Annotated in this window: 21 protein-coding genes and 1 tRNA gene; 11 read left to right on the top strand and 11 right to left on the bottom strand. The window is 70.1% G+C overall.

Annotated elements, in window-relative coordinates; all coding sequences use genetic code 11:
* Positions 1–53: 53 nt before the first annotated feature.
* The 5 genes from AMIS_RS38605 to AMIS_RS43225 all read right to left on the bottom strand — a co-directional run bounded on the left by AMIS_RS38605 (position 54) and on the right by AMIS_RS43225 (position 6264).
* On the bottom strand, positions 54–1040 hold the full coding sequence (locus tag AMIS_RS38605) for a serine/threonine-protein kinase (protein WP_014447924.1): 987 nt from the start codon (positions 1038–1040) through the stop codon (positions 54–56).
* 31 nt (positions 1041–1071) lie between these two features.
* Positions 1072–4710 (bottom strand): adenylate/guanylate cyclase domain-containing protein, encoded by a 3639-nt coding sequence (locus AMIS_RS38610; protein ID WP_014447925.1) that lies wholly within the window; start codon positions 4708–4710, stop codon positions 1072–1074.
* Positions 4707–5525 (bottom strand): MBL fold metallo-hydrolase, encoded by an 819-nt coding sequence (locus tag AMIS_RS38615; protein ID WP_041830335.1) that lies wholly within the window; start codon positions 5523–5525, stop codon positions 4707–4709. Before AMIS_RS38615 ends, AMIS_RS38610 begins: the two co-directional genes overlap by 4 nt.
* Positions 5526–5620: 95 nt before the next feature.
* Positions 5621–6112 carry a RidA family protein gene (locus AMIS_RS38620; protein ID WP_014447927.1) on the bottom strand — a complete coding sequence of 164 codons (492 nt, stop codon included), beginning with the start codon at positions 6110–6112 and terminating at the stop codon, positions 5621–5623.
* Positions 6109–6264, bottom strand: coding sequence for a DUF4177 domain-containing protein (locus AMIS_RS43225; protein WP_014447928.1), 156 nt, complete (start codon positions 6262–6264; stop codon positions 6109–6111). The genes AMIS_RS38620 and AMIS_RS43225 overlap by 4 nt, the downstream gene beginning before the upstream one ends.
* Positions 6265–6376: 112 nt before the next feature.
* On the opposite strand from AMIS_RS43225, the gene AMIS_RS41100 reads away from it, so the two are divergent.
* The 3 genes from AMIS_RS41100 to AMIS_RS38635 are packed head-to-tail and all read left to right on the top strand — an operon-like array spanning position 6377 to position 9347.
* Positions 6377–7177, top strand: a complete 801-nt coding sequence (locus tag AMIS_RS41100; protein WP_014447929.1) for an Rv0361 family membrane protein — start codon at positions 6377–6379, stop codon at positions 7175–7177.
* Between the two features lie 31 nt (positions 7178–7208).
* Positions 7209–8159: an ArsA-related P-loop ATPase gene (locus AMIS_RS38630; RefSeq protein ID WP_014447930.1), complete on the top strand. Its 951-nt coding sequence runs from the start codon at positions 7209–7211 to the stop codon at positions 8157–8159.
* 48 nt (positions 8160–8207) lie between these two features.
* Positions 8208–9347: an ArsA family ATPase gene (locus AMIS_RS38635; RefSeq protein ID WP_014447931.1), complete on the top strand. Its 1140-nt coding sequence runs from the start codon at positions 8208–8210 to the stop codon at positions 9345–9347.
* A 24-nt stretch (positions 9348–9371) separates the two neighbouring features.
* Here AMIS_RS38635 and AMIS_RS38640 read toward each other — a convergent pair whose 3' ends face one another.
* On the bottom strand, positions 9372–9671 hold the full coding sequence (locus AMIS_RS38640; protein ID WP_014447932.1) for a WhiB family transcriptional regulator: 300 nt from the start codon (positions 9669–9671) through the stop codon (positions 9372–9374).
* A gap of 310 nt (positions 9672–9981) precedes the next feature.
* Between AMIS_RS38640 and AMIS_RS38645 the strand changes: the two genes are divergently transcribed.
* Positions 9982–12420, top strand: a complete 2439-nt coding sequence (locus AMIS_RS38645) for a transglycosylase domain-containing protein (RefSeq protein WP_014447933.1) — start codon at positions 9982–9984, stop codon at positions 12418–12420.
* A 60-nt stretch (positions 12421–12480) separates the two neighbouring features.
* Here AMIS_RS38645 and AMIS_RS38650 read toward each other — a convergent pair whose 3' ends face one another.
* Positions 12481–12933 carry a GatB/YqeY domain-containing protein gene (locus AMIS_RS38650; RefSeq protein WP_014447934.1) on the bottom strand — a complete coding sequence of 151 codons (453 nt, stop codon included), beginning with the start codon at positions 12931–12933 and terminating at the stop codon, positions 12481–12483.
* A gap of 25 nt (positions 12934–12958) precedes the next feature.
* Here AMIS_RS38650 and AMIS_RS38655 point away from each other — a divergent pair, with 25 nt between their 5' ends.
* Complete coding sequence (locus AMIS_RS38655) at positions 12959–13855, top strand: metallophosphoesterase (protein WP_014447935.1); 897 nt, start codon at positions 12959–12961, stop codon at positions 13853–13855.
* A 73-nt stretch (positions 13856–13928) separates the two neighbouring features.
* Positions 13929–14005, top strand: a tRNA-Pro gene (locus AMIS_RS38660).
* Positions 14006–14134: 129 nt separating this feature from the next.
* On the opposite strand, the gene AMIS_RS38665 is transcribed toward AMIS_RS38660, so the two are convergent.
* A complete protein-coding gene (locus tag AMIS_RS38665) occupies positions 14135–14410 on the bottom strand; it encodes a hypothetical protein (RefSeq protein ID WP_014447936.1) in 276 nt (91 codons plus the stop codon).
* Positions 14411–14548: 138 nt separating this feature from the next.
* On the opposite strand from AMIS_RS38665, the gene pyrE reads away from it, so the two are divergent.
* Complete coding sequence (gene pyrE / locus AMIS_RS38670; protein ID WP_014447937.1) at positions 14549–15073, top strand: orotate phosphoribosyltransferase; 525 nt, start codon at positions 14549–14551, stop codon at positions 15071–15073.
* A 525-nt stretch (positions 15074–15598) separates the two neighbouring features.
* On the opposite strand, the gene cutA is transcribed toward pyrE, so the two are convergent.
* Genes cutA through AMIS_RS38685 form a run of 3 tightly spaced genes read right to left on the bottom strand, consistent with a single transcriptional unit; the run spans position 15599 to position 18254 of the window.
* A complete protein-coding gene (cutA, locus tag AMIS_RS38675) occupies positions 15599–15919 on the bottom strand; it encodes a divalent-cation tolerance protein CutA (RefSeq protein WP_014447939.1) in 321 nt (106 codons plus the stop codon).
* Positions 15916–16980, bottom strand: coding sequence for an aspartate-semialdehyde dehydrogenase (locus tag AMIS_RS38680; RefSeq protein WP_014447940.1), 1065 nt, complete (start codon positions 16978–16980; stop codon positions 15916–15918). The genes cutA and AMIS_RS38680 overlap by 4 nt, the downstream gene beginning before the upstream one ends.
* 8 nt (positions 16981–16988) lie before the next feature.
* Complete coding sequence (locus AMIS_RS38685; RefSeq protein WP_014447941.1) at positions 16989–18254, bottom strand: aspartate kinase; 1266 nt, start codon at positions 18252–18254, stop codon at positions 16989–16991.
* Between the two features lie 147 nt (positions 18255–18401).
* On the opposite strand from AMIS_RS38685, the gene AMIS_RS38690 reads away from it, so the two are divergent.
* The 4 genes from AMIS_RS38690 to AMIS_RS38705 all read left to right on the top strand — a co-directional run bounded on the left by AMIS_RS38690 (position 18402) and on the right by AMIS_RS38705 (position 22015).
* Positions 18402–19157 (top strand): hypothetical protein, encoded by a 756-nt coding sequence (locus AMIS_RS38690; RefSeq protein WP_014447942.1) that lies wholly within the window; start codon positions 18402–18404, stop codon positions 19155–19157.
* Positions 19158–19342: 185 nt separating this feature from the next.
* Positions 19343–21067 (top strand): 2-isopropylmalate synthase, encoded by a 1725-nt coding sequence (gene leuA, locus AMIS_RS38695; protein ID WP_014447943.1) that lies wholly within the window; start codon positions 19343–19345, stop codon positions 21065–21067.
* 61 nt (positions 21068–21128) lie between these two features.
* Positions 21129–21755, top strand: a complete 627-nt coding sequence (locus AMIS_RS38700; protein WP_014447944.1) for an HNH endonuclease family protein — start codon at positions 21129–21131, stop codon at positions 21753–21755.
* Positions 21650–22015, top strand: a complete 366-nt coding sequence (locus AMIS_RS38705; protein ID WP_157435556.1) for a hypothetical protein — start codon at positions 21650–21652, stop codon at positions 22013–22015. The genes AMIS_RS38700 and AMIS_RS38705 overlap by 106 nt, the downstream gene beginning before the upstream one ends.
* Positions 22016–22059: the final 44 nt, after the last annotated feature.

The following is a 22059-nucleotide window of genomic DNA, read 5'->3' on the forward strand; positions in this document are numbered from 1 at the left end:
GTCCGGCAGGCGACCAGGGTGACACCACTCCACATCGACCCAGCGCGGCGGCCTCAGCTGAACCAGCGGCTGAAGAAGCCCTTCCGGCTGTTCTGGTGCACGGTCGGCGTGTCGTCTTCGCGCGTCGGCGTGCTCGGCACGATCGGCCGCGGGCGCGGCGGCACGAAGTTCTGCGTGGAGCGGTAGACCACCGGCGGCGGCTGGGGCGTGTTCGGGTCGAGCTGCAGATTGTTCAGCAGGTCACGCAACTGCTCGGCGCTGGGTCGCGCCTCCGGCTCGTTCGCCATGCCGTACCGCAGCACCTCGGTCAACGCCCGGGGAACGCCGGGGATCTCCGGGACCGGCTGCGCGAACAGGTCCATCAGCGTGATCAGGCTGGGGCTGCGGTCGCTCTGCCAGCGCGGCGGCCGGCCGTTCATCACCGCGTACAGCGTCGCGCAGAGCGCGTAGACGTCGGCCGCCCCGGACGGGTTCTCGTGCCGGAACATCTCGGGCGGCGCGTACGCCGGCGTGAGCACCTCGAGGGTGACCGAGGAGTCCCGCATCTCGCCGAGGACGGCCAGGCCGAAGTCGGCGAGAACGGCCGGGTTGAAGTGCGAGTAGAGGATGTTCGCCGGTTTCACGTCGCGGTGCAGGACGCCGTTGGCGTGCGAGTGCACCAGCGCGTCGGCGATCTTGATGCCGACGTCGCGGGCCTCGGCGGGGGTGAGCGGGGAGACGCGCATGCGGTCGAGGTACGACCCGTCGCAGAGCTCCATGATCAGGTACGGGTGCTGGTCGACCGTCACGCCGACGTCGAACAGGTCGACGACGTGCGGGTGGGAGGACATGCGGCCGGCCGCCCGCGCCTCGCGCAGGAATCGGGCCTGGTCACGTGCGTTGTCGAGGGTCCGGTTCTCCATCTTGATGGCGACCTCACGACCCACCGAGTCCTGAGTCGCTCGGTACACGGTCGCATAACCCCCGCGCGCCATGACAGACAAACCGGACATTCCCGGCACGTATGGTACGGGCAGGGCACCAGGCGGAGTCTCCGTCACAGAAAAGAAAATACGCCAGGCCGCTGGAAGATCATCCCGGCACATCAGACGCGTAGGCGACAGTTTCCGGTTCGACCCCCGCGAGGGCCAGCGTGTCACGCAGTTCCTCGGCCGCGGAACGCTCGCTGACCTGCTCCGTCGAGTACGCCAGCCGCACCGCCTCGTCCGCCGACGCCCGTGCCTCGTCGAAGCGCTCGGCCGCCGCCAGCACCCGGGCGCGCACCATCGCGGCGAGCACGCCGCTGCGCACGTCCTCGGCCGGCACCTCACGGGCCCGCTCGATCCAGGTCATCGCGGACTCCACCCGGCCCTCGGCGAGCAGGGCCGACGCGTACGCGGCGAGCGCGTGCCGCCGGGAGAAGAGCAGCGACGGCGTCGACGTGTCACTTGCGATCGGCGCCAGCAGTCCGATAGCGGTACGCGCGTCCCCCGCCCGGGTACGCGCCTCGGCCAGCAGCACCCGCGGACCCACCTGAGCCGGGGCGAGCGGGTTGTGCGGCTCCACGGCCACCATCACCCGCTGCGCGTCGGCCTCCGCGGTCGCCAGGTCGCCGCGCTGCAACGCGACGAACCCGTGCAGGGTGCCGGCCATCCCGAGCAGCAGCGGGTGCCCGGTGCGGTCGGCGTAGACAAGCGCGTCGCTCAGCAGGTCCTGCGCGTGATCGAACTCACCGAGCCCGCGCGCGATGGCGCCCCGGACCACCATGGCGAGCCCCCGGCCCCAGTCGTCGGAGACCTCGTTGAACTCCCGGTACGCCCGCCTGGCCTGCCCGTCGGCCGCGCCGAGGTCACCGAGCTCGGCCGCCGCGTACGCCTCGACGACGCGCAGCGTGCCGACCGCCCAGCCCTCACCGACCCGGTCGCCGAACGGCAGGAAGATCCGGGCGAGCCGGCGCGCCTCCTGCAACCGACCGGCCAGCAGCCGGGCGAACGCCGTGGTGCCCCGCAGCCAGGCCCGGCCCACCTGGTCGCCGAGCTCGGCGAAGAGCCGTGCGGCCCGGCCGAGCACCGCGTCGGTCCCGGCGAAGTCGCCGCGGGTGGTGGTCACCCAGGCGAGGTTCTGCAGCGCCCAGGCCTGCCCGTGCCGGTCCCCGGCCGCGAGCGTGACCTGGTACGCCGCGGCGAACCGGCTGCTCGCCTGGCTCAGCTTGCCGGCCAGGAAGTCGGCCATGCCGAGGCGGCGCATCGCGTTCGCCCGCTCGGGCAGCAGCTGCGCCTCGGTCGCCACCTCGAGCGCCTCCTGCCAGGCCGCCACGGCCTGACCGGTGTCGCCGAGCGCCTCGTGCGCCCGGCCGACCAGGATCATCGCCTCGGCCCGGCAGAGCGGGTCGTCGGCCGACGCCTTCGTGATCTTCTCGCCGGCGGCGAGGGCATCGTCGGCGCGGCCCAGGCGCAGCAGCGCGCGGGCGTGCACCAGCTGGTCCGGGAGGGGAAGACTGTTGTTGCTGGTGAGGGCGGTGGCGCGTTCCGCGTACTCGATGGCGGCGGCGGGTTCGATGTTGGCAAGCGCCCGGCGGGCCATCCGGCCCAGCGCGGCGACGCCGAGCGGCGCGACCTCGCGGGCCGTCGCGTCCGGCCGCAGCCGCACCTGGTTGGCCAGCTCGACCGCGCACTCGGCGTGGGTGGCGATGAACGCGTCCCGCTCGTTGCCGGTCAGGTTGAGCCGGACCGCGCCGTCGTGGCCGGGCCGCCGCACGGTCTCCGGCGCCGCCCAGGTCGCCAGGTAGGCGTGCCGCTCCGCGAGGTCCGCCTTGCCGATACCGGCGTAGGCCGCCTCCCGCATCAGCGGGGTGGTGAACTGGTAACCGCCGCGCGACCGATGCAGCATGCGGCGTTGCAGCAACTCGTCGATGGTCCGCTCGAGTTCGACCGAGGAGACCGCCCCGGGCCGCGACTCTGCCGCCCGGCGTTCCTGCAGCGCCTCCAGCACGCCGCTGGGCACGGTGGCGCCCGCCACCGACGCGTCCCGCAGCACCGCCCGCGGCTCGGGAGAGAGCGCGTCGATGCGGGCCGCCAGCACGGCCGCCAGGTCCCGGGAGAGCAGCTGACTGTCGAGCGAACCGGCGGTGAGCTGCCAGCGGCCCGCCGCGTTGGCGCCGACCGCCGGGGTGAGCGCGCCCCTCTCCATCAGCAGGGTGACCATCTCGGCCAGGTAGAACGGGTTGCCCTGCGCGGTGGCGAGCAGCCGGTCGCTGTCCGCCTGCGGCAGCTTGCCGCCACTCAGGTACGACGTGAGCAGCCGGGACGCGTCCGCGCCGCGCAGCGGTGGCAGGGTGTGCACCTCGGCGTCGGCGAGCCGGGTCATCACGCCGGCCGTGCGGACCAGCTCGGGCCGGCCCAGCAGCAGCACCACGACCGGCCCGTCCAGCTGGGAGAGTGTCCCGCCGAGCGCGTCGATCGTGGTGGCGGTGGCGTCGTGCAGGTCGTCGACGATCAGCACGAGCGGCGCGTCGGCGGCGAGCGCGTTCAGCAGACCGGCGACCGCGTTCGAGATGGCCTCGGCGTCGACGCGTTTCGCGCTCGGCGGCCAGTCGGCGGGCGCGATCGGGCCGCCCGGGTTCGCCTTCGACTCGCCGTACCCGAGCAGGACCAGCAGGCGATCGGTGTCGAACTGCGCACCGAATCGGCCGGCCAGCTTGCGCAGGCGCTCCTCGACGACCGTGCGGCCGACCGTGGCGGTGACGTCCTTGGGCAGGCCGGCGGCCTTGCGGACCAGGTCGGCCAGCGGCGCGAAGCGGCGGCGCTCGCCGAAGGCCCGGCAACGCACCCGCAGCACCCGGGCGCCGTGCCCGGAATACGCCCCGGAGCCCACCTCGTAACCCGCGGCGAGCCGTTTCACCTCCCCGGCGAACCGGGACTTGCCGATCCCGGCCTCCGCGGTCATCACCATGATCCGCGGGGTGCCGGAGTCGATCGCCTCGGCGAGCCGGCCGGAGACCCGGCCCAGCTCGGTCTCCCGGCCCACGAACGGCGCCTCGTCGCCGAGGCCGGACCGGGTGCCGGGCGCGTCGTGCAGACCCAGCAACTCGTACGTCGGGACCGGCTCCCGCTTGCCCTTGAGCCGCAGCGGGCGCAACTGCCGCCAGGACGCCACGTGCCGGGTGCCGCCGCTGGTCCGCTCGCCGGCGTAGACCGCGCCGACCGCCGCGGCGTCGGCCAGCCGGGCCGCGGTGTTCACCGTGTCGCCGATGACCGTGTATTCGATGCCGGCCTGCATGCCGGCGACCACCTCGCCGGTGTTGAGCCCGACGCGCAGGCCGAGCGGCGCGCCGCCGCCACGCTCGTCGTCGAGCACCCGGCGGACCGCTCGCTGCATGCTCAGCGCGGCCCGGACCGCCCGCTCGCCGTCGTCCTCGTGGGCCACCGGCGCGCCGAAGACCGCCATGATCCCGTCACCGGTCAACTTGTCCACGTGCCCGCCGAACGTCTTCACCGCGCCGGCCAGCGCGGCCAGCACCCGGTCGGTGACCGCGCCGACCCGCTCCGGGTCCAGGTCCTCCGACCAGGAGGTGAAGTCGGAGAGGTCGCCGAAGAGCACCGTCACGATGCGGCGCTCGGCGGCCGGCAGCGAGGCCGCGTCGAAGGACGCCGCGCCGGGCAGGGCGGCGCCGCAGTGGTGGCAGAAACGAGCGCCGGAGACGGCGACGGTTCCGCAGACGGGGCAGGTCACGGCCGATCCAACCGGTTCGACCCGGTGCCGGATTCCCGGCGCAGGTGATCGATTTGCGCGGCCGCCGACCACTCGGCGGCGAACCGCACCGCCGGATCGATGTCCGGGTACACCACGTCGACCACCGCTGCCGGGGTCTGAGCCCCGGCCGCCATGGCGGCCGCCACCTGCGCCAGTCGCTCCCGGCGGTGGTCCAGGTAGAAGGAGGCACGCTCGGCGGTGTCGCTGCGGGCCGGTCCGTGACCGGGCAGCATCAGCACATCCGGGTACGCCCTGAGCAGCTCCAGACTCGACAGATAGGAGCTCAGGTCGCCGTCCGGCCGGGCCACCACGGTGGTCCCCCGCCCCAGGATCGTGTCACCTGTGAAGATCACGCGCTGGTCCTCGCACTCGACGAGAAAGCACACCGAATCGCGGGTGTGCCCCGGAGTGTCCAGAACCTGTATTTCCAACCCGTTCCCACCGAGATGCTCGCGTGGGTCCAAAGGCTCACCGTGCCGGCAGTACGCCGGGTCGGCGGCCAGCACGGCGGTGCCGCCGAGCAGCTCGGAGAGCCGGTCGGCACCCTCGACGTGGTCGTGATGACCGTGGGTGACGAGAATGAACTGGAATGGACCGTGCTCGGCGATCCGCCGCAGGTGCCCCTCGTCCAGGGGGCCCGGGTCGATCACGGTGGCGTAATCAGAGCCGGGAGCACGGAGAATCCAGGTGTTGGTGCCGTCCAGTGTCATCGGCCCCGGGTTGGGCGCCCGCAGCAGCGTCACCCAACCCGGTAACCGGTCGACCTCCGCCGACGCGGGCTCAGCACCCCCCATGACCCGAATCGTACGTCGGAGGTGGGGCGGTAGCCGAGACACGATGTCCGTTCCGGTCACCTTGGGTGACCAAAAGGGGCGGAATCACCCGAAGATCATGCCACTTCGGCGATGACCTCGACCTCGACAGGGGCGTTCAGCGGCAGCTCGGACACCCCGACCGCACTGCGCGCGTGCCGGCCCTGCTCGCCCAGCACCTCGCCGAAGAGGTTCGATGCGCCGTTGATGACGACCGGCTGACCGGTGAAGCCCGGCGCCGACGCGACGAAACCGGTCACCTTGACGATCTTCACGACCCGGCCGAGCCCGACCAGCGACTCGATCGCGGCCAGCGCGTTGAGCGCGCAGATCTGCGCGAGCTCCGCGGCTTCCTCTCCGCTGACCTCGGCGCCGACCTTGCCGGCCTTCGGCAGCTTGCCGTCGACCAGCGGGAGCTGGCCGGAGACGTAGACGTAGTTGCCGGACTGCACGGCCGGGACGTAGGACGCCAGCGGCGGCACCACGGTCGGCAGGGTCAGTCCGAGTTCGGCGAGCTTCGCGTACGCGTCGACGGCGCCCTCGCCGGCGACCGGAGCCGGGCCCGTCATGCCTTCGGCCGCTTCAGGTAGGCCACGAGCTGCTCGGGGTTGGGACCGGGCACGACCTGGACGAGCTCCCAGCCGTCCTCGCCCCAGTTGTCGAGGATCTGCTTGGTCGCGTGTACCAGCAGGGGCACGGTCACGTACTCCCACTTCTGCATGACTTGGCCTTTCCCTAAGAGTCGGATACCGGCACAGCTTAGGGCCCTCACCGAGGGATGGTTGGCTAGGCTGATCAGCACATATTGCGACTAATTGACTGCGGAGGGTGAGATGACTCAGGATCCCGGCGGGCATCCGGAGCCGCCACCCTCGCCCGACCCGGAGCCACCGCAGCCGATTCCGCCGCCGAATCCCATCCCGGTGCCAGAACCGCCGCACGCGACCACCTACGCGCTGCCCGTCGCCGGGAGCGCGCCACCGCCGATCGGGGCGCACCGCGCCGACGACACCGCCGGGGAGAACCCCACCCAGGTGATCTCCAGCGTGCCCGGTCCCTGGCACGCCCGGCACGAGAAACCCGGCGAGTGGCAGCACACGCCGCCGCAGCACCTGGCATTCGAGCACTCGGCGCCGGCCGAGCCGATCTGGGTGGGCACGCCGGGCGGGTCGTCCTCGATGCGGCCGGACCGGAGCCGGCGGTCGACCGTGTTCCTGGTGTCGGCGCTGATGGCCACGCTGGTGCTCTGCGGCGGCGGGGCGGTCTCCGCGTACTTCCTGTTCCGCGACGCCGACAACCCCGGATCGCCGGACCCGGCGACGGCGGTCAACCGGTTCCTGACCGCCGTCTACACGCAACAGGACGCGAACGCCGCCGAGACCCTGGTGTGCCGCAAGTCCCGCGACGACCGGAAGCTGGCCGAGCGGGTGGACCAGATCAGCGCGTACGCCGACGGTTACGCGGGCGCGGTGTTCCGCTGGGACGATCCGGCGGTGTCCGGCACCACCGAGGAGCAGGCCACCGTCGCGGTACGGGTGGTGGTGTCGACCCAGGACGAGAAGTCCGCCGCACAGGACCTGGAGTTCACCGTCGTCCGTAAGGCCGGCTGGCTGGTCTGCGAAGTCTCCGGCTAGCCGGTGGCGCGGTTGGTCGTAACTTAGATACATGGGCGAACACCGCAACTGGCCGGAGAGACTGCACGTGGTGACCGGCAAGGGCGGCACCGGGAAGACCAGTGTGGCTGCCGCTCTCGCGCTCGGCCTGGCCGCCGGCGGCCGGCGCACGCTGCTTGTCGAGGTGGAGGGCCGGCAGGGCATCGCGCAGCTGTTCGGCCTGGACCCCCTGCCGTACCAGGAGAAGCGGATCGCCACCACCAGCGGCGGCGGCGAGGTCCGCGCCCTGGCCGTGGATCCCGAGGAGGCCCTCCTCGAGTACCTCGACATGTTCTACAAGCTGGGCGCGGCCGGCCGGGCGCTGCGCAAGATCGGCGCCATCGACTTCGCCACCACGATCGCGCCCGGCCTGCGTGACGTGCTGCTCACCGGCAAGGTGAAAGAGGCCACCACCCGCGCCGAGAACGGGCGCCGGGTCTACGACGCGGTGGTCCTGGACGCGCCGCCGACCGGCCGGGTCGGCCGCTTCCTGAACGTCACGGCGGAGACCGCCCGGCTCGCCAAGGTCGGTCCGATCAAGACGCAGAGCGACGGCGTCGCCTCGCTGCTGCGCTCGCCGATGACCGCGGTGCACGTGGTGACGCTCCTGGAGGAGATGCCGGTCCAGGAAAGCCTGGACGCGATAGGTGAGCTGACCGCCCTGCACATCCCGATCGGCCGGATCATCGTGAACGGCGCCCGCCCGTCGCTGCTGCCGGCCGGCAAGGTGACCAAGGCGGAGGTGAAACGGGGGCTGACGGCAGCCGGTCTACCCGCCTCGGCGGGCACGGTGAGCCAACTCACCGCCGAGGCTCAGGCCCACCTGACCCGGCGTGAGCTGGAGGAGTCGCTCCGGGTCGAACTGGCCGAGCTGGGCCGCCCGTTGGTGGAGCTACCCCAGCTGCCGGACGGCATCGACCTCGCGGCTCTGCAAGATCTGGCCGGCCGACTTCTGCGGGCCTGATCCGGGGATCGTCCGATCAAGACGCATTACGCTGGAACGGTGGCTGATTTGACCGCTCCACGGCTCGACGTCGACGGCCTGCTCGCCGATCCGGCCGTCCGCATCGTGGTGTGCTGCGGCGCCGGCGGCGTCGGCAAGACCACGACCGCCGCGGCGCTCGGCCTGCGCGCCGCCGAGATGCACGGGCGCAAGACGGTGGTGCTCACCATCGACCCGGCCCGCCGGCTCGCACAGTCGATGGGCCTCACCGAGCTGGACAACACCCCGCGCCAGGTGAAAGGCATCGAGGTGGCCGGCGGCGGTGAGCTGCACGCCATGATGCTCGACATGAAGCGCACGTTCGACGAGGTGGTCGAGCAGCACACCAAGCCGGACCGCGCCGCCGAGATCTTCGCGAACCCCTTCTATCAGGCGATGAGCTCGACCTTCTCCGGCACGCAGGAATACATGGCGATGGAGAAACTGGGTCAGCTGCGGGCCACCGACGAGTGGGACCTGATCGTCGTGGACACCCCGCCGTCGCGGTCGGCGCTGGACTTCCTGGACGCTCCGGCGCGGCTCTCCCGCTTCCTCGACGGGCGGATGCTGCGGATGCTGCTGGCGCCCGCGCGGACCGGCGGGCGGAGCATGTTCAGCCTGGTCACCGCGTCGTTCGGGCTCTTCTCCCGTACCGTGCAGAAAATCCTCGGCGCACAGCTGCTGACCGATCTATCCGGTTTCGTCGCGGCGCTGGATTCGATGTTCGGCGGCTTCCGGGCCCGCGCCGACCAGACCTACCGCATCCTGCAGGACCCGCAGACCGCGTTCCTGCTGGTCGCGGCACCCGAGCGGGACGCCGTGCGGGAGGCGGCGTACTTCGCGGAGCGGCTGGTGGCCGAGCGGATGCCGCTGAGCGGCCTGGTCCTGAACCGGATGCACCAGACCGAGCCGGCCGGCCTGACCGCCGAGGAGAGCGAGGCCGCCGCGGCGGAGCTGGACGCCGCCGGCGATCAGCCGGTCACCGCCGATGTGCTGCGCATCCACGCGGGTCTGCTGCGGCAGACCGAGCGGGAGGTCCGGGTGGCCGCGACGTTCACCGACGCCTTCCCGGCCGTGCCGACGACGGCTGTCGCGGCGCAGCCCGCCGACGTCCACGACGTCGACGGGCTGCGAACGATCGGAGCGCTGCTCGCGGGACCGGCTGCTTGATCTCCGCGGGCACCGCTCGTGGGATCAGCTGGAGACGAGCACCTTGTCGGCGCCCTTCTCCCGCAGCGCGGCCTCGAACGTCTTCCGCCAGCTCGCCACATGCGGGTGGCGGCGCAGGAGCGCCCGCCGCTCGCGTTCCGTCATGCCTCCCCAGACGCCGAACTCGATGCGGTTGTCCAGGGCGTCGGCGAGGCACTCGTAGCGAACCGGGCAGCTGCGGCAGATCCTCTTCGCCACGTTCTGCTCGGCGCCCTGCACGAACAGCGCGTCAGGGTCGCCACTCTGACACGCCGCCATGCTGGGCCAGTCGCTGATCATCCCCATCGGTAAACGTCCCCCCTTGTTTCCCCCCGACGTCCGCGGACCATGTCCCCCATGCCACGCGGACGCCCTGTGCGATGTCTCGCCGGACCATCATGCTCCGTAGTTGGGTGATTACGCAACGTTGTCCCTCAAATACGTATAGCCCGGTAGTTCCGGGCAAAGCGGCCAGGGGATGGTGGCCGAACGGGGGCATCTTTGGTGCAGAAGCCGAAAAACGCTCCGCTAGGCGGGGTGACAGGCCACACTCATATCGGGCGAGGAGGACCTTCTCGCCAGGCGGTCGCGTGCACTGTTCGCGTACCCTGCTCGGGTGACCTCCTGGCTTCGCAGACGCGATCACAACATCTTCACGAACGCGACCTCGCTTTTGATATGCGGCCTGCTGGCCGGCGTGGTCGTGGCCGCCGCCGCTTTCCCCGCCGCGGCGATGACCGGTCTGGCCGCGAAAGCCGGCGGCCAGACGTTCGCGGACCTGCCCAGTGAGCTCAGGAACTTCAGTTCACCGCAGATCACCCGGATCTACGCGTCCGACGGGCGCACCCAGATCTCGCAGTTCTACGACGAGTTCCGCAGCGACGTTCCGCTGAAGGACATCTCCAAGAACATGCAGAACGCGATCCTCGCTGCCGAGGACCGGAAGTTCTACGAGCACAACGGCGTCGACCTCAAGGGCGTCGCCCGGGCATTCGTGGGCAACAGTCAAGGTGGCGCCCAGCAGGGCGCCTCGACCCTCACCATGCAGTACGTGCGGATGTCGCTGGCCTACTCGGCGACCAACCCGCAGGAGGTGATCGACGCGACGAAGGACAGCCCGAAGCGCAAGGTCACCGAGATGAAGTACGCGCTGCAGGTGGAGAAGCAGCTCACGAAGGAGCAGATTCTCGAGCGCTACCTGAACATCGCGCCCTTCGGCAACCAGGCGTACGGCGTCTTCGCCGCGAGCCAGGTCTACTTCAACAAGAAGCCGAAGGACCTGTCGATCGCCGAGGCCGCCATGCTCGCCGGCATGGTGAAGGCGCCGACCAGCTTCAACCCGGTCAACCCGTCGGGCCACAAGCAGATCACCGAGCGCCGCGACAACTACATCATCCCCGGCATGGTCACGCAGGGGTCGATCACGCAGGCGGACGCCGACAAGGCGAAGAAGGAGAAGGTCCCCACCAAGGTCCGCTCGGTCGGCAACGGCTGCGCCTGGGTGGCGAAGAACAACTGGGGCTTCTTCTGCGACTACTTCTACCGGTGGTGGCTGGGCCAGGAGGCCTTCGGCGCCACCGAGTACGACCGGGAGCGTCGCCTGAAGAGCGGTGGCTACCGGGTCGTCACCACCCTGGACCTCAAGGGCCAGGCCGCGGCGCGCAAGCAGATCTCCCAGCGGCAGAAGGACACCAGCAAGAACGCGCTGCTGCTGGCCGGCGTTCAGCCCGGCACCGGCAAGGTTCGGCTGCTCGCCACGAACCGTAAGTACAAGCTCGACGACCCGTCGGACCCGCAGAACAAGATCTCCTCGGACCCGAAGAAGGCGGCCAAGGGCATCCGCGGCACGTACCCGAACACCACCAACCCGCTGATGACCGGTGGCGGCGACATCACCGGTTACCAGGCCGGCTCGGTGTTCAAGATCTTCCCGATCATCGCGGCGCTGGAGTCGGGTCTTCCGCTGGGCACGACGATCAAGGCCGAGAAGCAGTACAAGTCCGGCTACATCGTTCAGCGCGGCTCGTCCGCCGCCTGTGCCGGCACGCACTTCTACTGCCCGAAGAACTCGGGTGGCGGCGGCGCCGGCGTCTACACGATGTGGTCCGCCTTCGCGAAGTCGATCAACACGTACTTCATCCCGCTGCAGGAACGCGTCGGCACCGACAAGGTGGTCGCCGTGGCCAAGCGCTTCGGCGTGCAGTTCCGCGAGCCGAACGACGCCTTCATGACCACCAAGGAGGGCGGCGTCGAGCAGTGGGGCGCGTTCTCCCTCGGTGTGACCGCGTCCACGCCGCTGGACATGGCGAACGCGTACGCCACGCTCGCCGGTGACGGCAAGTACTGCGAGCCCACCCCGGTCGAGCAGATCACCACCAAGGACGGCGAGAAGATCGACGTCGGCAAGCCGCACTGCATCCAGGCCACCCCGAAGGACGTGGCCCGGGCGGCTCTCGACGCGGCGCGCTGCCCGGTCGGTGACTCGGCCCAGATGGGCGCCTGCAACGGCGCGACCGCCGGCCCGACCAAGGGCATCGTCGAGCACCCGGTGTTCGGCAAGTCCGGCACCACCGACGCCGACAAGACCGCGTCGCTGATCGTCGGCACCACGTCGATCGTGGTGGCGGGCTACATGGTCAACCCGGACTACCCGGACCACAAGGACCACATGTCGCACCCGATCATCAACCCGACCGTTCAGTACACGGTCGCGGCCTACATGAAGGGCAAGCCCAAGGTCCAGTTCAAGAAGCCAAGCAGCACCAAGATCGCGACCGGCGATCAGCGCTCGATCGCTGATGTGACGTGCGACTCGCTCGGATCGGCCCGGGACCGGCTCGAGGGCCAGGGCTTCTCGGTCTCGGTCGGCTCGACGGTCGACTCGAAGTGCCCGGCCGGCACCGTGGCGAGCACCAACCCGTCCGGTCGCACGATCAAGGGCGGCGTCGTGGTGCTGGAGATCAGCAACGGCAAGCAGGACAAGCCGAAGACACCGGAGGGCCAGCCGTCCGGAGAACCGGGGCGCCCCGGCGAGAACAACGGCCCGGGCAACTAGCGGCCTGATCCAAAACGGGCGGGAGATCGAGATGATCTCCCGCCCGTTTCATTTCGCCTCTCAGGCGAGCTGACGCCGGACCTCGGCTGCCACCCGGCCACCCTCCGCGCGGCCCGCAACGGCGGCCTGAGCCGCCTTCATGGCCGGGCCCATCTGCGCCTTGCCGCTGAAGCCACCGGACGTGAGCGCCTGGGTCACGATCTCGGCGATCTCCTCGTCGGTCAGCTGCTTCGGCAGGTACCGGTCCAGCACCTCGCCCTCGGCGGTCTCCTTCGCCGCCTGGTCGGCCCGGCCCGCCCCGGAGAACGCGGTAGCGGCCTCACGCCGCTTCTTCGCCTCCTTGGTGAGCACCGCCAGCACCTCGTCGTCGGAGAGCTCACGGGCCTCGTCGCCGGCCACCTCGGCGGTGCGCACGGCGGACAGCGCCATCCGCAGCGTGGAGGTGATCAGCTCGTCCCGGGACTTCATGGCGGCGTGCAGGTCATCGTTCAGGCGGTCTTTCAGCGTTCCCATGGACGGAGAAACTACCCTTGCCGTCATGCGTAAGCGCCCCCTTATCACCGCTGCCGCCGCACTGACCGCCCTGGGTGGCGCGACGTTCGCCTATGCCTCCCTGATCGAGCGCAACGCGTTCACCCTGCGCCGGTTCGACGTGCCGGTGCTGGAACCGGATGCCGAACCACTGCGGATCCTGCACATCTCGGACCTGCACATGATGCCGGACCAGCGCCGCAAGCAGGACTGGGTGGCCGCGCTGATCGGCACCGACCCGGACCTGGTGATCAACACCGGGGACAACCTGTCCTCGCCGCACGCGGTGCCCGGGGTGCTGCGCGCTCTGGAGCCGATGCTCGACCTGCCCGGTGCGTTCGTCTTCGGTTCCAACGACTACAAGGGCCCGAAATTCAAGAACCCCCTGAGGTACGTGCTGCCCGGCGAGCGGGAGTACGTGCAGGGCAACGACCTGCCCACCGAGGACCTGCGGGCCGCCCTCGTCGACGCCGGCTGGGCCGACCTGAACAACGCGCGCACCACGCTGAAAGCGGGCGGCCGCTCGATCGAGCTGGCCGGTGTGGACGACCCGCACATCAGCCAGGACGACTACGACTCGGTGGCCGGCCCGATCAGCCCCGGTGCCGACCTGCACCTCGGCGTCACCCACACACCGGCGTCCCGGGTCCTCGACGCGATGGCCGCCGACGGCTTCGACCTGCTGCTGGCCGGTCACACCCACGGCGGCCAGGTCTGCGTGCCGCTCGTCGGCGCGCTCACCACCAACTGCGACCTCCCGCTCTCGATGGCGAAAGGCCTGCACCGCTGGCCCGGCTCGGACTCCTGGCTGCACGTCTCGGCCGGCCTGGGCACCCATCCGACCGCCCCGATCCGCTTCGCCTGCCGCCCGGAGGCCACCCTGCTCACCTTGATATCGCGCTGACCTGCGTTTTTGCGGATTAGGGGTACCCGTTTTCGCGGAGCCGGGACGGTCGGCTAGTATTTCTCCTGCAGCTCGGGGTGTGGCGCAGCTTGGTAGCGCGCTTCGTTCGGGACGAAGAGGCCGTGGGTTCAAATCCCGCCACCCCGACCACGTAGTTGCAGGTAAGGCCCGGCTCCCCCTCGGGGGAGCCGGGCCTTCCGCTTACCCGAGCCACAAACACAGCAGCGTGTGGATTTCGGGGGCGGAGCGCGCCCGAATCACACACGCGGGAATGCGGGGCTAGACGGCGAGCTGCGGGCGTGGGGCGACGGTTCGGGGGGCCACCTGCTGGGGCACGGCGTAGGGGCCGATCATCTGCTCGACGGCCGGCGCCACCGAGGGGCGGTCGCCGAGCTGCATGAGCCTCGTGGCGCGGGCCAGGGAGCCGGTCTCGCCGTCGCGGAAGCCCTCGCGGTAACCGCGCTCGTAGCGTTCGCCGCGGCCTAGGGCACGGCCGAGCGCGAAGCACGAGGAGCCGGCGAGGGCGAGCAGGAAGAGCATCGCGAAGGGTGTCACAGAACTTTCCTTCCGGGGCGCAAGCCACTTAATAGGCGAAAAATACCCGAAAAGGACATACTTTGCGGTATTGCATGGAGCAAGTACCTCTACGGGTGACGGAAAAGCGTCCCGGGGCATGTGACAAGCTGGGACCTTGTGACTGACTCCGACCTCGCCCGCCAGGTTCGCACCGTGAGCCGGCTGACCGGCGAATTCACTCTGCGTTCCGGCCGCACCGCTACCGAATACTTTGACAAGTACCAGTTCGAGGCCGACCCGGTGCTCCTCGACAAGCTGGCCGAGCAGCTGGCAGTGCTGATCCCGGAGGGCACCGAGGTCCTCGCCGGCCTGGAGATGGGCGGCATCGCGGTCGTCACGGCCCTCGCCCGGCACGCCAAGCTGCCCACCGCGTTCGTCCGCAAGCAGGCCAAGCAGTACGGAACCGCCCGGCTGGCCGAGGGCGCCGAGGTCGCCGGCCGACGGGTTCTGATCGTCGAGGACGTGGTCACCTCGGGCGGGCAGGTCGTGCTCTCCACCAACGACCTGCGGCGTCTCGGCGCGCACGTGGACCACGCGGTGTGCGTGATCGACCGGCAGGAGGGCGGCGCCGCCGCCCTGGCCACCGAGGGAATCACCCTCCGCGCGCTGCTGACCCGAGCCGACCTGGACGCGGTCGCCTGACCGCCTTCGTGCGTCGTTGAGCTTGTGAATTCGCGCCGGTATCCCCGTTCACGCACCTGCGCGGATTCACGAGCTCGGGATCTCAGAGGAGCCGTTTCGAGTCCAGAGAGGCCGATGCAGCGTTGCCGGGCTTAGAGCGCGTCGCTTCCCTTCTGCCCTGCATGCCACTGCTGGCCATCCCGGCCTGGAGCGTGTGGCGAATGGTCCGTGGCGCGCGGCTCGGCGACTGGCGTCGGCCAGGATGGTTCGGCCACGCCGCATGGGCGTCCTTCGCCCTGCTGGCCTTGGTGTGGCTGTGGGGAGCCCTGTCCGGCGGACTCGACATCGAGGAGACCTGCCGGCTGCGCCATCACGAGCCGTACGACGAGGCGTATTACCAGGCTCATCGAGACGACTACTTCCGGCTCTTCCCCCTGAGCCAGAAGTGCAACGCCGGTTACGACCTGGTTGCCCCCTGGGTCAACCCCGCCGTGGCCGTGCTGTTCCTGCTCCTGCTGGCCGCCCTGACCGGACTGGTGGGCTCCGTCAGCTCGTCTCTTGGCGGACCCAGTCGGCGTAGGCCGGGTTCGCCGCCAGGATCGGCAGAGCCAGGACGCAGGGAACGTCGTAGGGGTGCTCGGCGCCGGCCCGCTCGATGATGCGTTCCACCAGGTCCACGCGGGTGTGCAGGGCCACCCGGGCCTCCGGGTCGTCCTGCACCGCGCCGTCCCAGCGGTAGATCGAGCGGATCGCAGCGATCTGCTGGCCACAGGCGGCCAGGCGGTCGGCGACCAGGCGGCGGGTGAAGCCGGCCAGCCACTCCGGATCGGCGGCCGTGATCACTACCTCGCAGATGTCCGTGGTCATGAGTCCTTCTTACCGATCTCGGCGGCGAGCAGTTCGGCGATCTGGACCGTGTTGAGCGCCGCGCCCTTGCGCCTGTTGTCGCCGGTCACGAAGAACGACAGGGCTCGCGGGTCGTCCATCGCCCGGCGGATCCGGCCCACCCAGGACGGATCGGTGCCGACCGCGTCGATCGGCATCGGGAACTCGCCGGCCTCCGGATCGTCCACCACGATCACCCCAGGGGCGTTGCGCAGCACCTGACGGGCCGCGTCGGCGGTCACCTCGGCGGCGAAGACCGCGTGCACCGCGATCGAGTGGCCGGTCACGACCGGGACCCGGACGCAGGTGGCCGAGACCTTCAGCGCCGGCATGCCGAGGATCTTGCGAGATTCGTTACGGAGTTTGAGCTCCTCGGAGGACCAGCCGAGCCCGGCGGGCTCACCGGACCACGGCACCACGTTCAGCGCGAGCGGCGCCGGGAAGGGTCCGAGATCGTCGCCGACGGCCTGGCGCACGTTGCCGGGACGGGAGCCGAGGAGCCGGTCGCCGGCCACCTTGGTCAGCTGGTCGTGCAGGGTGTCCACGCCGTCCTGACCGGCGCCGGAGGCCGACTGGTACGACGCCAGGACCAGCTCACGCAGGCCGAACTCGTAGTGCAGCGGCGCCACCGCCATGATCATCGCGGCGGTGGTGCAGTTGGCGCTCGCCACGATCCCGCGCGGGCGGTGCCGGAGCACCTCGCGGTTCACCTCGGGCACCACGAGCGGCACGTCCGGTTCCATCCGGAACGCGGACGAGTTGTCGACCACGACGGCGCCGCGGGCGGTCGCGATCGGCGCCCACTGCACCGAGACGTCGTCGGGGACGTCGAACATCGCCACGTCGACGCCGTCGAAGGCCTCCGCGGTCAGTTCCCGTACTTCGAGCTCCTCGCCCCGGCAGGTGAGCACCTTGCCACTGGAACGGGCGGAAGCGATGAGCCGGATCTCGCCCCAGACGTTGCGCCGGGACGAGAGCAGCTCGAGCATGACGGAACCGACGGAGCCGGTGGCTCCGACGACGGCGAGCGTGGGCTGCGCCATCGCGCGGGTTACCGGCCGGTGCCCGCGTAGACGACGGCCTCCTCGTTGCCACCCAGATCGAACTGGTCGTGGACGGCACGCACCGCGGTGTCGAGGTCGGTGTCACGGCAGACCACCGAGACCCGGATCTCCGACGTGGAGATCATCTCGATGTTCACCCCGGCCGCGCCGATGCAGGCGAAGAAGGCCGCCGCGACGCCCGGGTGCGAGCGCATGCCGGCGCCGATCAGCGACACCTTGCCCACGTGGTCGTCGAAGAGCAGACTCTTGAACTTGATCTGGTCCTTGATCTTGTCAAGGGCGGTCATCGCGGTCGGGCCGTCGGCTTTCGGCAGCGTGAACGAGATGTCCGTGCGACCGGTGCCCTCGGTGGAGATGTTCTGCACGATCATGTCGATGTTGATCTCGGCCTGGGCGACCGTCTCGAAGATGCGGCCGGCCGAACCGGGCTCGTCCGGGACGCCCACGATCGTGATCTTGGCTTCGCTGCGTTCGTGCGCGACCCCGGTGATCAATGCTTGCTCCACGTCAGGGTCCTCCATCGATCCGGTGACGAGCGTGCCTTCTTTGTTCGAGTACGAAGAGCGTACGTGGATCGGCACCTTGAAGCGGCGCGCGTACTCCACGCATCGCAACATCAGCACCTTCGCCCCACCGGCGGCAAGCTCGAGCATCTCCTCGTACGTGATCTGCTTGATGTGCTTGGCGTTCGGCACGATGCGAGGGTCGGCGGTGAAGACGCCGTCCACGTCGGTGTAGATCTCACACACGTCCGCGTGCAGCGCCGCGGCGAGCGCGACGGCCGTGGTGTCCGAGCCGCCGCGGCCCAGCGTGGTGATGTCCTTGGTGTCCTGCGAGACGCCCTGGAAACCGGCGACGATGGCGATCGCGCCCTCGTCGAGCGCGGTGCGCAGCCGGCCGGGTGTGACGTCGATGATCCGGGCCTTGCCGTGCGTCGAGGTGGTCAGCACGCCGGCCTGCGAGCCGGTGTAGGACCGCGCTTCGTACCCCAGGTTGTGGATCGCCATGGCGAGCAGCGCCATCGAGATCCGCTCGCCGGCGGTGAGCAGCATGTCCATCTCGCGACCCGGCGGCAGCGGGCTGACCTGGTTCGCCAGGTCCACGAGCTCGTCGGTGGTGTCGCCCATCGCCGAGACGACGACAACGACGTCGTCGCCCGCCTTGCGGGCGGCCACGATGCGCTCGGCCACGCGCTTGATGCGCTCGGCCGTCGCCACCGAGGAGCCACCGTACTTCTGCACCACTAGAGCCACGGCAAACCATTCCTTCCAGCTCAGTCCTGCCCACCCTAGCCGCGCGACCGGGACTGCTCGACAGGCGATCCCAGAATCCGGCCGCCCGGGGCGACACGCCGGAGCCCGCTGAAGCAGTGCGTTGACCGGCCCGGCCAGAATGACCCGATGCGCCGTTTCGCGTTCATCGTCACGCTGCTGGCGCTGGCCCCGACCGCCGGCTGCTCCGGCGACACTCCGGAGCAGGCCCCCAGCTCACCGGCGCCCTCGGCGGTGGCCGGACCGGCCGCCGACGCCAGCGACGCCCTCGCCGGCCTGGCCGCGTTGGCCCTGGACCGGCGGTACGCGGCGCTCTACACCTGGGACGTCGGCGACGGCCAGCCCCGCAACGTCATCGCGATGGTGGCGAACGACGGCAGCTGGCGGGTCGACATCCCGCGCGGTGCCCAGGGCGGCACGACCGACGTGTCGATCGTGCGCACCGCCGCGGGCGTGCACCAGTGCTCGCTCGGCGTCACCTCCACCTGCGTCCTGGTCGCCGACAAGGGTGAGAAGGTGCCGGGACGGTACGACCCACGGGTGCAGCGCCTGTTCCGGCAGTGGCTGCCGGCCTTCACCGACCGGCACGAGGCCCTCGCGGTCTCCGCGGTCCGGCCGCTCGCCGGCGCGCAGGGCTCCTGCTTCTCGGTCGACTCGGTCGCGGCCGGCCTGGACGCGCCGGTCGACGTCGGCATCTACTGCTACGCGCCGGACGGGCTGCTCACCGCGGCGCGGGTCAACTTCGGGGTGCTGAAGCTGGTCAAGCAGGTCGCGGCGCCGGCCACCGTTCAGCTGCCCGGCCCGGTGATCTCCGGCACTCCGCTGGGCATGGACGCGCCACCGCCGCCGGTCGTCCAGCCGTCCAGCGCCGGCCTGCCGGGCTGAGCGGCTTCCCACGATCCGGTCGTTCCATTAGCCACCTCGAAACGGATCACGTAACGTCGGTGACGACATGTGGCAGGTGAACCTTCTTCTTCGCTGCCGCGACGAGGCCCCATCCCAGGCCGGCACCTCGTCGCGGAGGTGACGCGCGCCGCCTGCTCGTCTTCTTTCCTGACTGGAGCAGTCACATGTCCGATGCCTTCAAGACCCAGGCCCCCAGCGCCATGCCCTTCCAGCGCTACGAGGCGTACCAGAAGCAGTTCGACGTTCCGCTGACCGACCGGCAGTGGCCCTCCCGCGTGGTGGAGACGGCCCCTCGTTGGTGCGCGGTCGACCTGCGGGACGGCAATCAGGCGCTGATCGACCCGATGTCCCCGGAACGCAAGCGGCGGATGTTCATGCTGCTGGTGAAGATGGGTTACAAGGAGATCGAGGTCGGCTTCCCGGCCGCGAGCCAGACCGACTTCGATTTCGTACGCCAGCTCATCGAGCAGGACCTGATCCCGGACGACGTCACGATCCAGGTGCTGGTGCAGTGCCGTGAGCACCTGATCGACCGGACGTTCGAGTCGATCCGCGGCGCCAAGCGCGCCATCGTGCACTTCTACAACTCGACCTCGACGCTGCAGCGGCGCGTGGTGTTCGGCCTGGACAAGGACGGCATCACCGACATCGCGACGACCGGCGCCCGGCTCTGCCAGAAGTACGCCGAGATCCACACCCCGGACACCGAGATCTTCTACGAGTACTCGCCGGAGTCGTACACCGGAACCGAACTGGATTACGCGCTGGAGATCTGCTCCGCCGTGATCGACGTGATCGACCCCACCCCGGACCGGCCGCTGATCATCAACCTGCCGGCCACCGTCGAGATGGCGACGCCGAACGTCTACGCCGACTCGATCGAGTGGATGCACCGCAACCTGCCGCGGCGTGACAGCGTGATCCTGAGCCTGCACCCGCACAACGACCGGGGCACCGCGGTCGCCGCCGCCGAGCTCGGCCTGCTGGCCGGCGCGGACCGGATCGAGGGCTGCCTGTTCGGCAACGGCGAGCGCACCGGCAACGTCGACCTGGTGACGCTGGGCCTGAACCTGTTCTCCCAGGGCGTCGACCCGCAGGTGGACTTCTCGACCATCGACGAGATCAAGCGGACCGTCGAGTACTGCAACCAGCTGCCGGTGCACGAGCGCCACCCGTACGCGGGTGATCTGGTTTACACCGCGTTCTCCGGCTCGCACCAGGACGCGATCAAGAAGGGCTTCGCCGCGCTGCAGGACGACGCGGACGCGGCCGGCACACCGATCGACGACTTCACCTGGGGTGTGCCCTACCTGCCGATCGACCCGAAGGACGTGGGCCGCACCTACGAGGCGGTCATCCGGGTCAACTCGCAGTCCGGCAAGGGCGGCGTGGCGTACATCATGAAGGAAGAGCACAAGCTGGACCTGCCGCGGCGGCTGCAGATCGAGTTCTCCGGCGTGGTGCAGCACCACACCGACGCCGAGGGCGGCGAGGTCGGCCCGCAGCAGATGTGGGACATCTTCGCCGGTGAGTACCTGGTGGAGCACCAGATGGCCACGGCGTTCACCGTGGAGAACTACAGCACCGCGACGGTCGACGGCAAGGTCGAGATCGACGTCGAGGTCTTCCACCGCGGCGCACGGCGTCCGCTGGCGGGCGTCGGCAACGGCCCGATCGCGGCGTTCGTGCAGGCCGTCGAGCCGCTGGGGATCAGCGCCCGGGTGCTGGACTACCAGGAGCACGCCCTGACCTCGGGCGGCGACGCGCAGGCCGCGGCCTATGTGGAGGTTCAGGTCGGCGACGCGAGTTACTGGGGCGTCGGCATCGACTCGAACATCGTCAGCGCGTCGATCAAGGCAGTGACCAGCGCGATCAACCGCGCGCGCTGAGAGATTCACCCCCGCGTGCTGCCGACGGGCGGCACGCGGGGTTCACACATAGTCTGGCGTCGTGCCACGTTACATCGCCCCCCTCGTACTGACCGCCACCCTCGCTCTGACCGGCTGTGAGGTCGTCGACGCCGGATCCACCGGCGCTCCGGCCCCGACCGAAGCCACCGATTCCCGTGCCCAGCTGGACGACCTGACCGTCGCCGCGGCCGGGAGCATGAAGGGTTACACCCGGGAGAAGTTCCCGCACTGGCGGGACACCGGCTCGAACTGCGACGTCCGCGACTCGGTTCTGGAGCGCGACGGCGAGAAGGTCAAGCGCTCCGGCTGCAACGTGGTGGCCGGCACCTGGCGCAGCCTCTACGACGGTGAGGTGCTGAACTCACCGACCAAGGTGGACATCGACCACATGGTTCCGCTCGCGAACGCCTGGCGGTCCGGCGCCGCGAAGTGGGACAACGACAAGCGCGGCGACTTCGCGAACGATCTGGAGCGGCCGCAGCTGATCGCGGTGTCGGCCAGCTCGAACCGGTCGAAGGGCGACCAGGACCCGTCGACGTGGAAGCCGTCGGATCGGGACAGCTGGTGCACGTACGCCAAGGACTGGGTAACCGTGAAGACCTACTGGAAGCTGACCGTCACCGAGAAGGAGAAGGTGGCGCTCGACGACATGCTGGAGACCTGCTGATGGCTTCTCCCGAAAAGAGCCTGACCACCGACATCGTCCCCGGCCCGGGCGGTGTGATGACCGACGAGGTCGGCGTGGTGACCGGCGACCTCACCCTGCGGACCGAGATCTCCGGCGGCGACGTCGTGCTGCGCGTGCAGTACAAGGACGCCGAGGAGTGGTACGCGGTTACCGGCGGCAAGGCGCCCCTCGCCGACCCGGCTGATCTGGAGGCCGTGCACAGCATCGCCGTTGGCCTGCTGAACCGACCGGGAGGCTGATCGTCTTCGGTCAATGGCACCGACGCCGGTACGGTCGTGTCGCG

The organism is Actinoplanes missouriensis 431 (assembly GCF_000284295.1).
GTDB classification, from domain to species: Bacteria; Actinomycetota; Actinomycetes; order Mycobacteriales; family Micromonosporaceae; genus Actinoplanes; species Actinoplanes missouriensis.

Excerpts from the sequence above, each read along its gene's own strand:
- AMIS_RS38615 (WP_041830335.1), bottom strand. The coding sequence starts at position 5,525 with ATGGGGGGTGCTGAGCCCGCGTCGGCGGAGGTCGACCGGTTACCGGGT.
- AMIS_RS38640 (WP_014447932.1), bottom strand. The coding sequence starts at position 9,671 with ATGGGGATGATCAGCGACTGGCCCAGCATGGCGGCGTGTCAGAGTGGC.
- AMIS_RS38655 (WP_014447935.1), top strand. The coding sequence starts at position 12,959 with ATGCGTAAGCGCCCCCTTATCACCGCTGCCGCCGCACTGACCGCCCTG.
- AMIS_RS38620 (WP_014447927.1), bottom strand. The coding sequence starts at position 6,112 with ATGACGGGCCCGGCTCCGGTCGCCGGCGAGGGCGCCGTCGACGCGTAC.
- leuA (WP_014447943.1), top strand. The coding sequence starts at position 19,343 with ATGTCCGATGCCTTCAAGACCCAGGCCCCCAGCGCCATGCCCTTCCAG.
- cutA (WP_014447939.1), bottom strand. The coding sequence starts at position 15,919 with ATGACCACGGACATCTGCGAGGTAGTGATCACGGCCGCCGATCCGGAG.
- AMIS_RS38630 (WP_014447930.1), top strand. The coding sequence starts at position 7,209 with ATGGGCGAACACCGCAACTGGCCGGAGAGACTGCACGTGGTGACCGGC.
- AMIS_RS41100 (WP_014447929.1), top strand. The coding sequence starts at position 6,377 with ATGACTCAGGATCCCGGCGGGCATCCGGAGCCGCCACCCTCGCCCGAC.
- AMIS_RS38680 (WP_014447940.1), bottom strand. The coding sequence starts at position 16,980 with ATGGCGCAGCCCACGCTCGCCGTCGTCGGAGCCACCGGCTCCGTCGGT.
- AMIS_RS38650 (WP_014447934.1), bottom strand. The coding sequence starts at position 12,933 with ATGGGAACGCTGAAAGACCGCCTGAACGATGACCTGCACGCCGCCATG.
- AMIS_RS38690 (WP_014447942.1), top strand. The coding sequence starts at position 18,402 with ATGCGCCGTTTCGCGTTCATCGTCACGCTGCTGGCGCTGGCCCCGACC.
- AMIS_RS43225 (WP_014447928.1), bottom strand. The coding sequence starts at position 6,264 with ATGCAGAAGTGGGAGTACGTGACCGTGCCCCTGCTGGTACACGCGACC.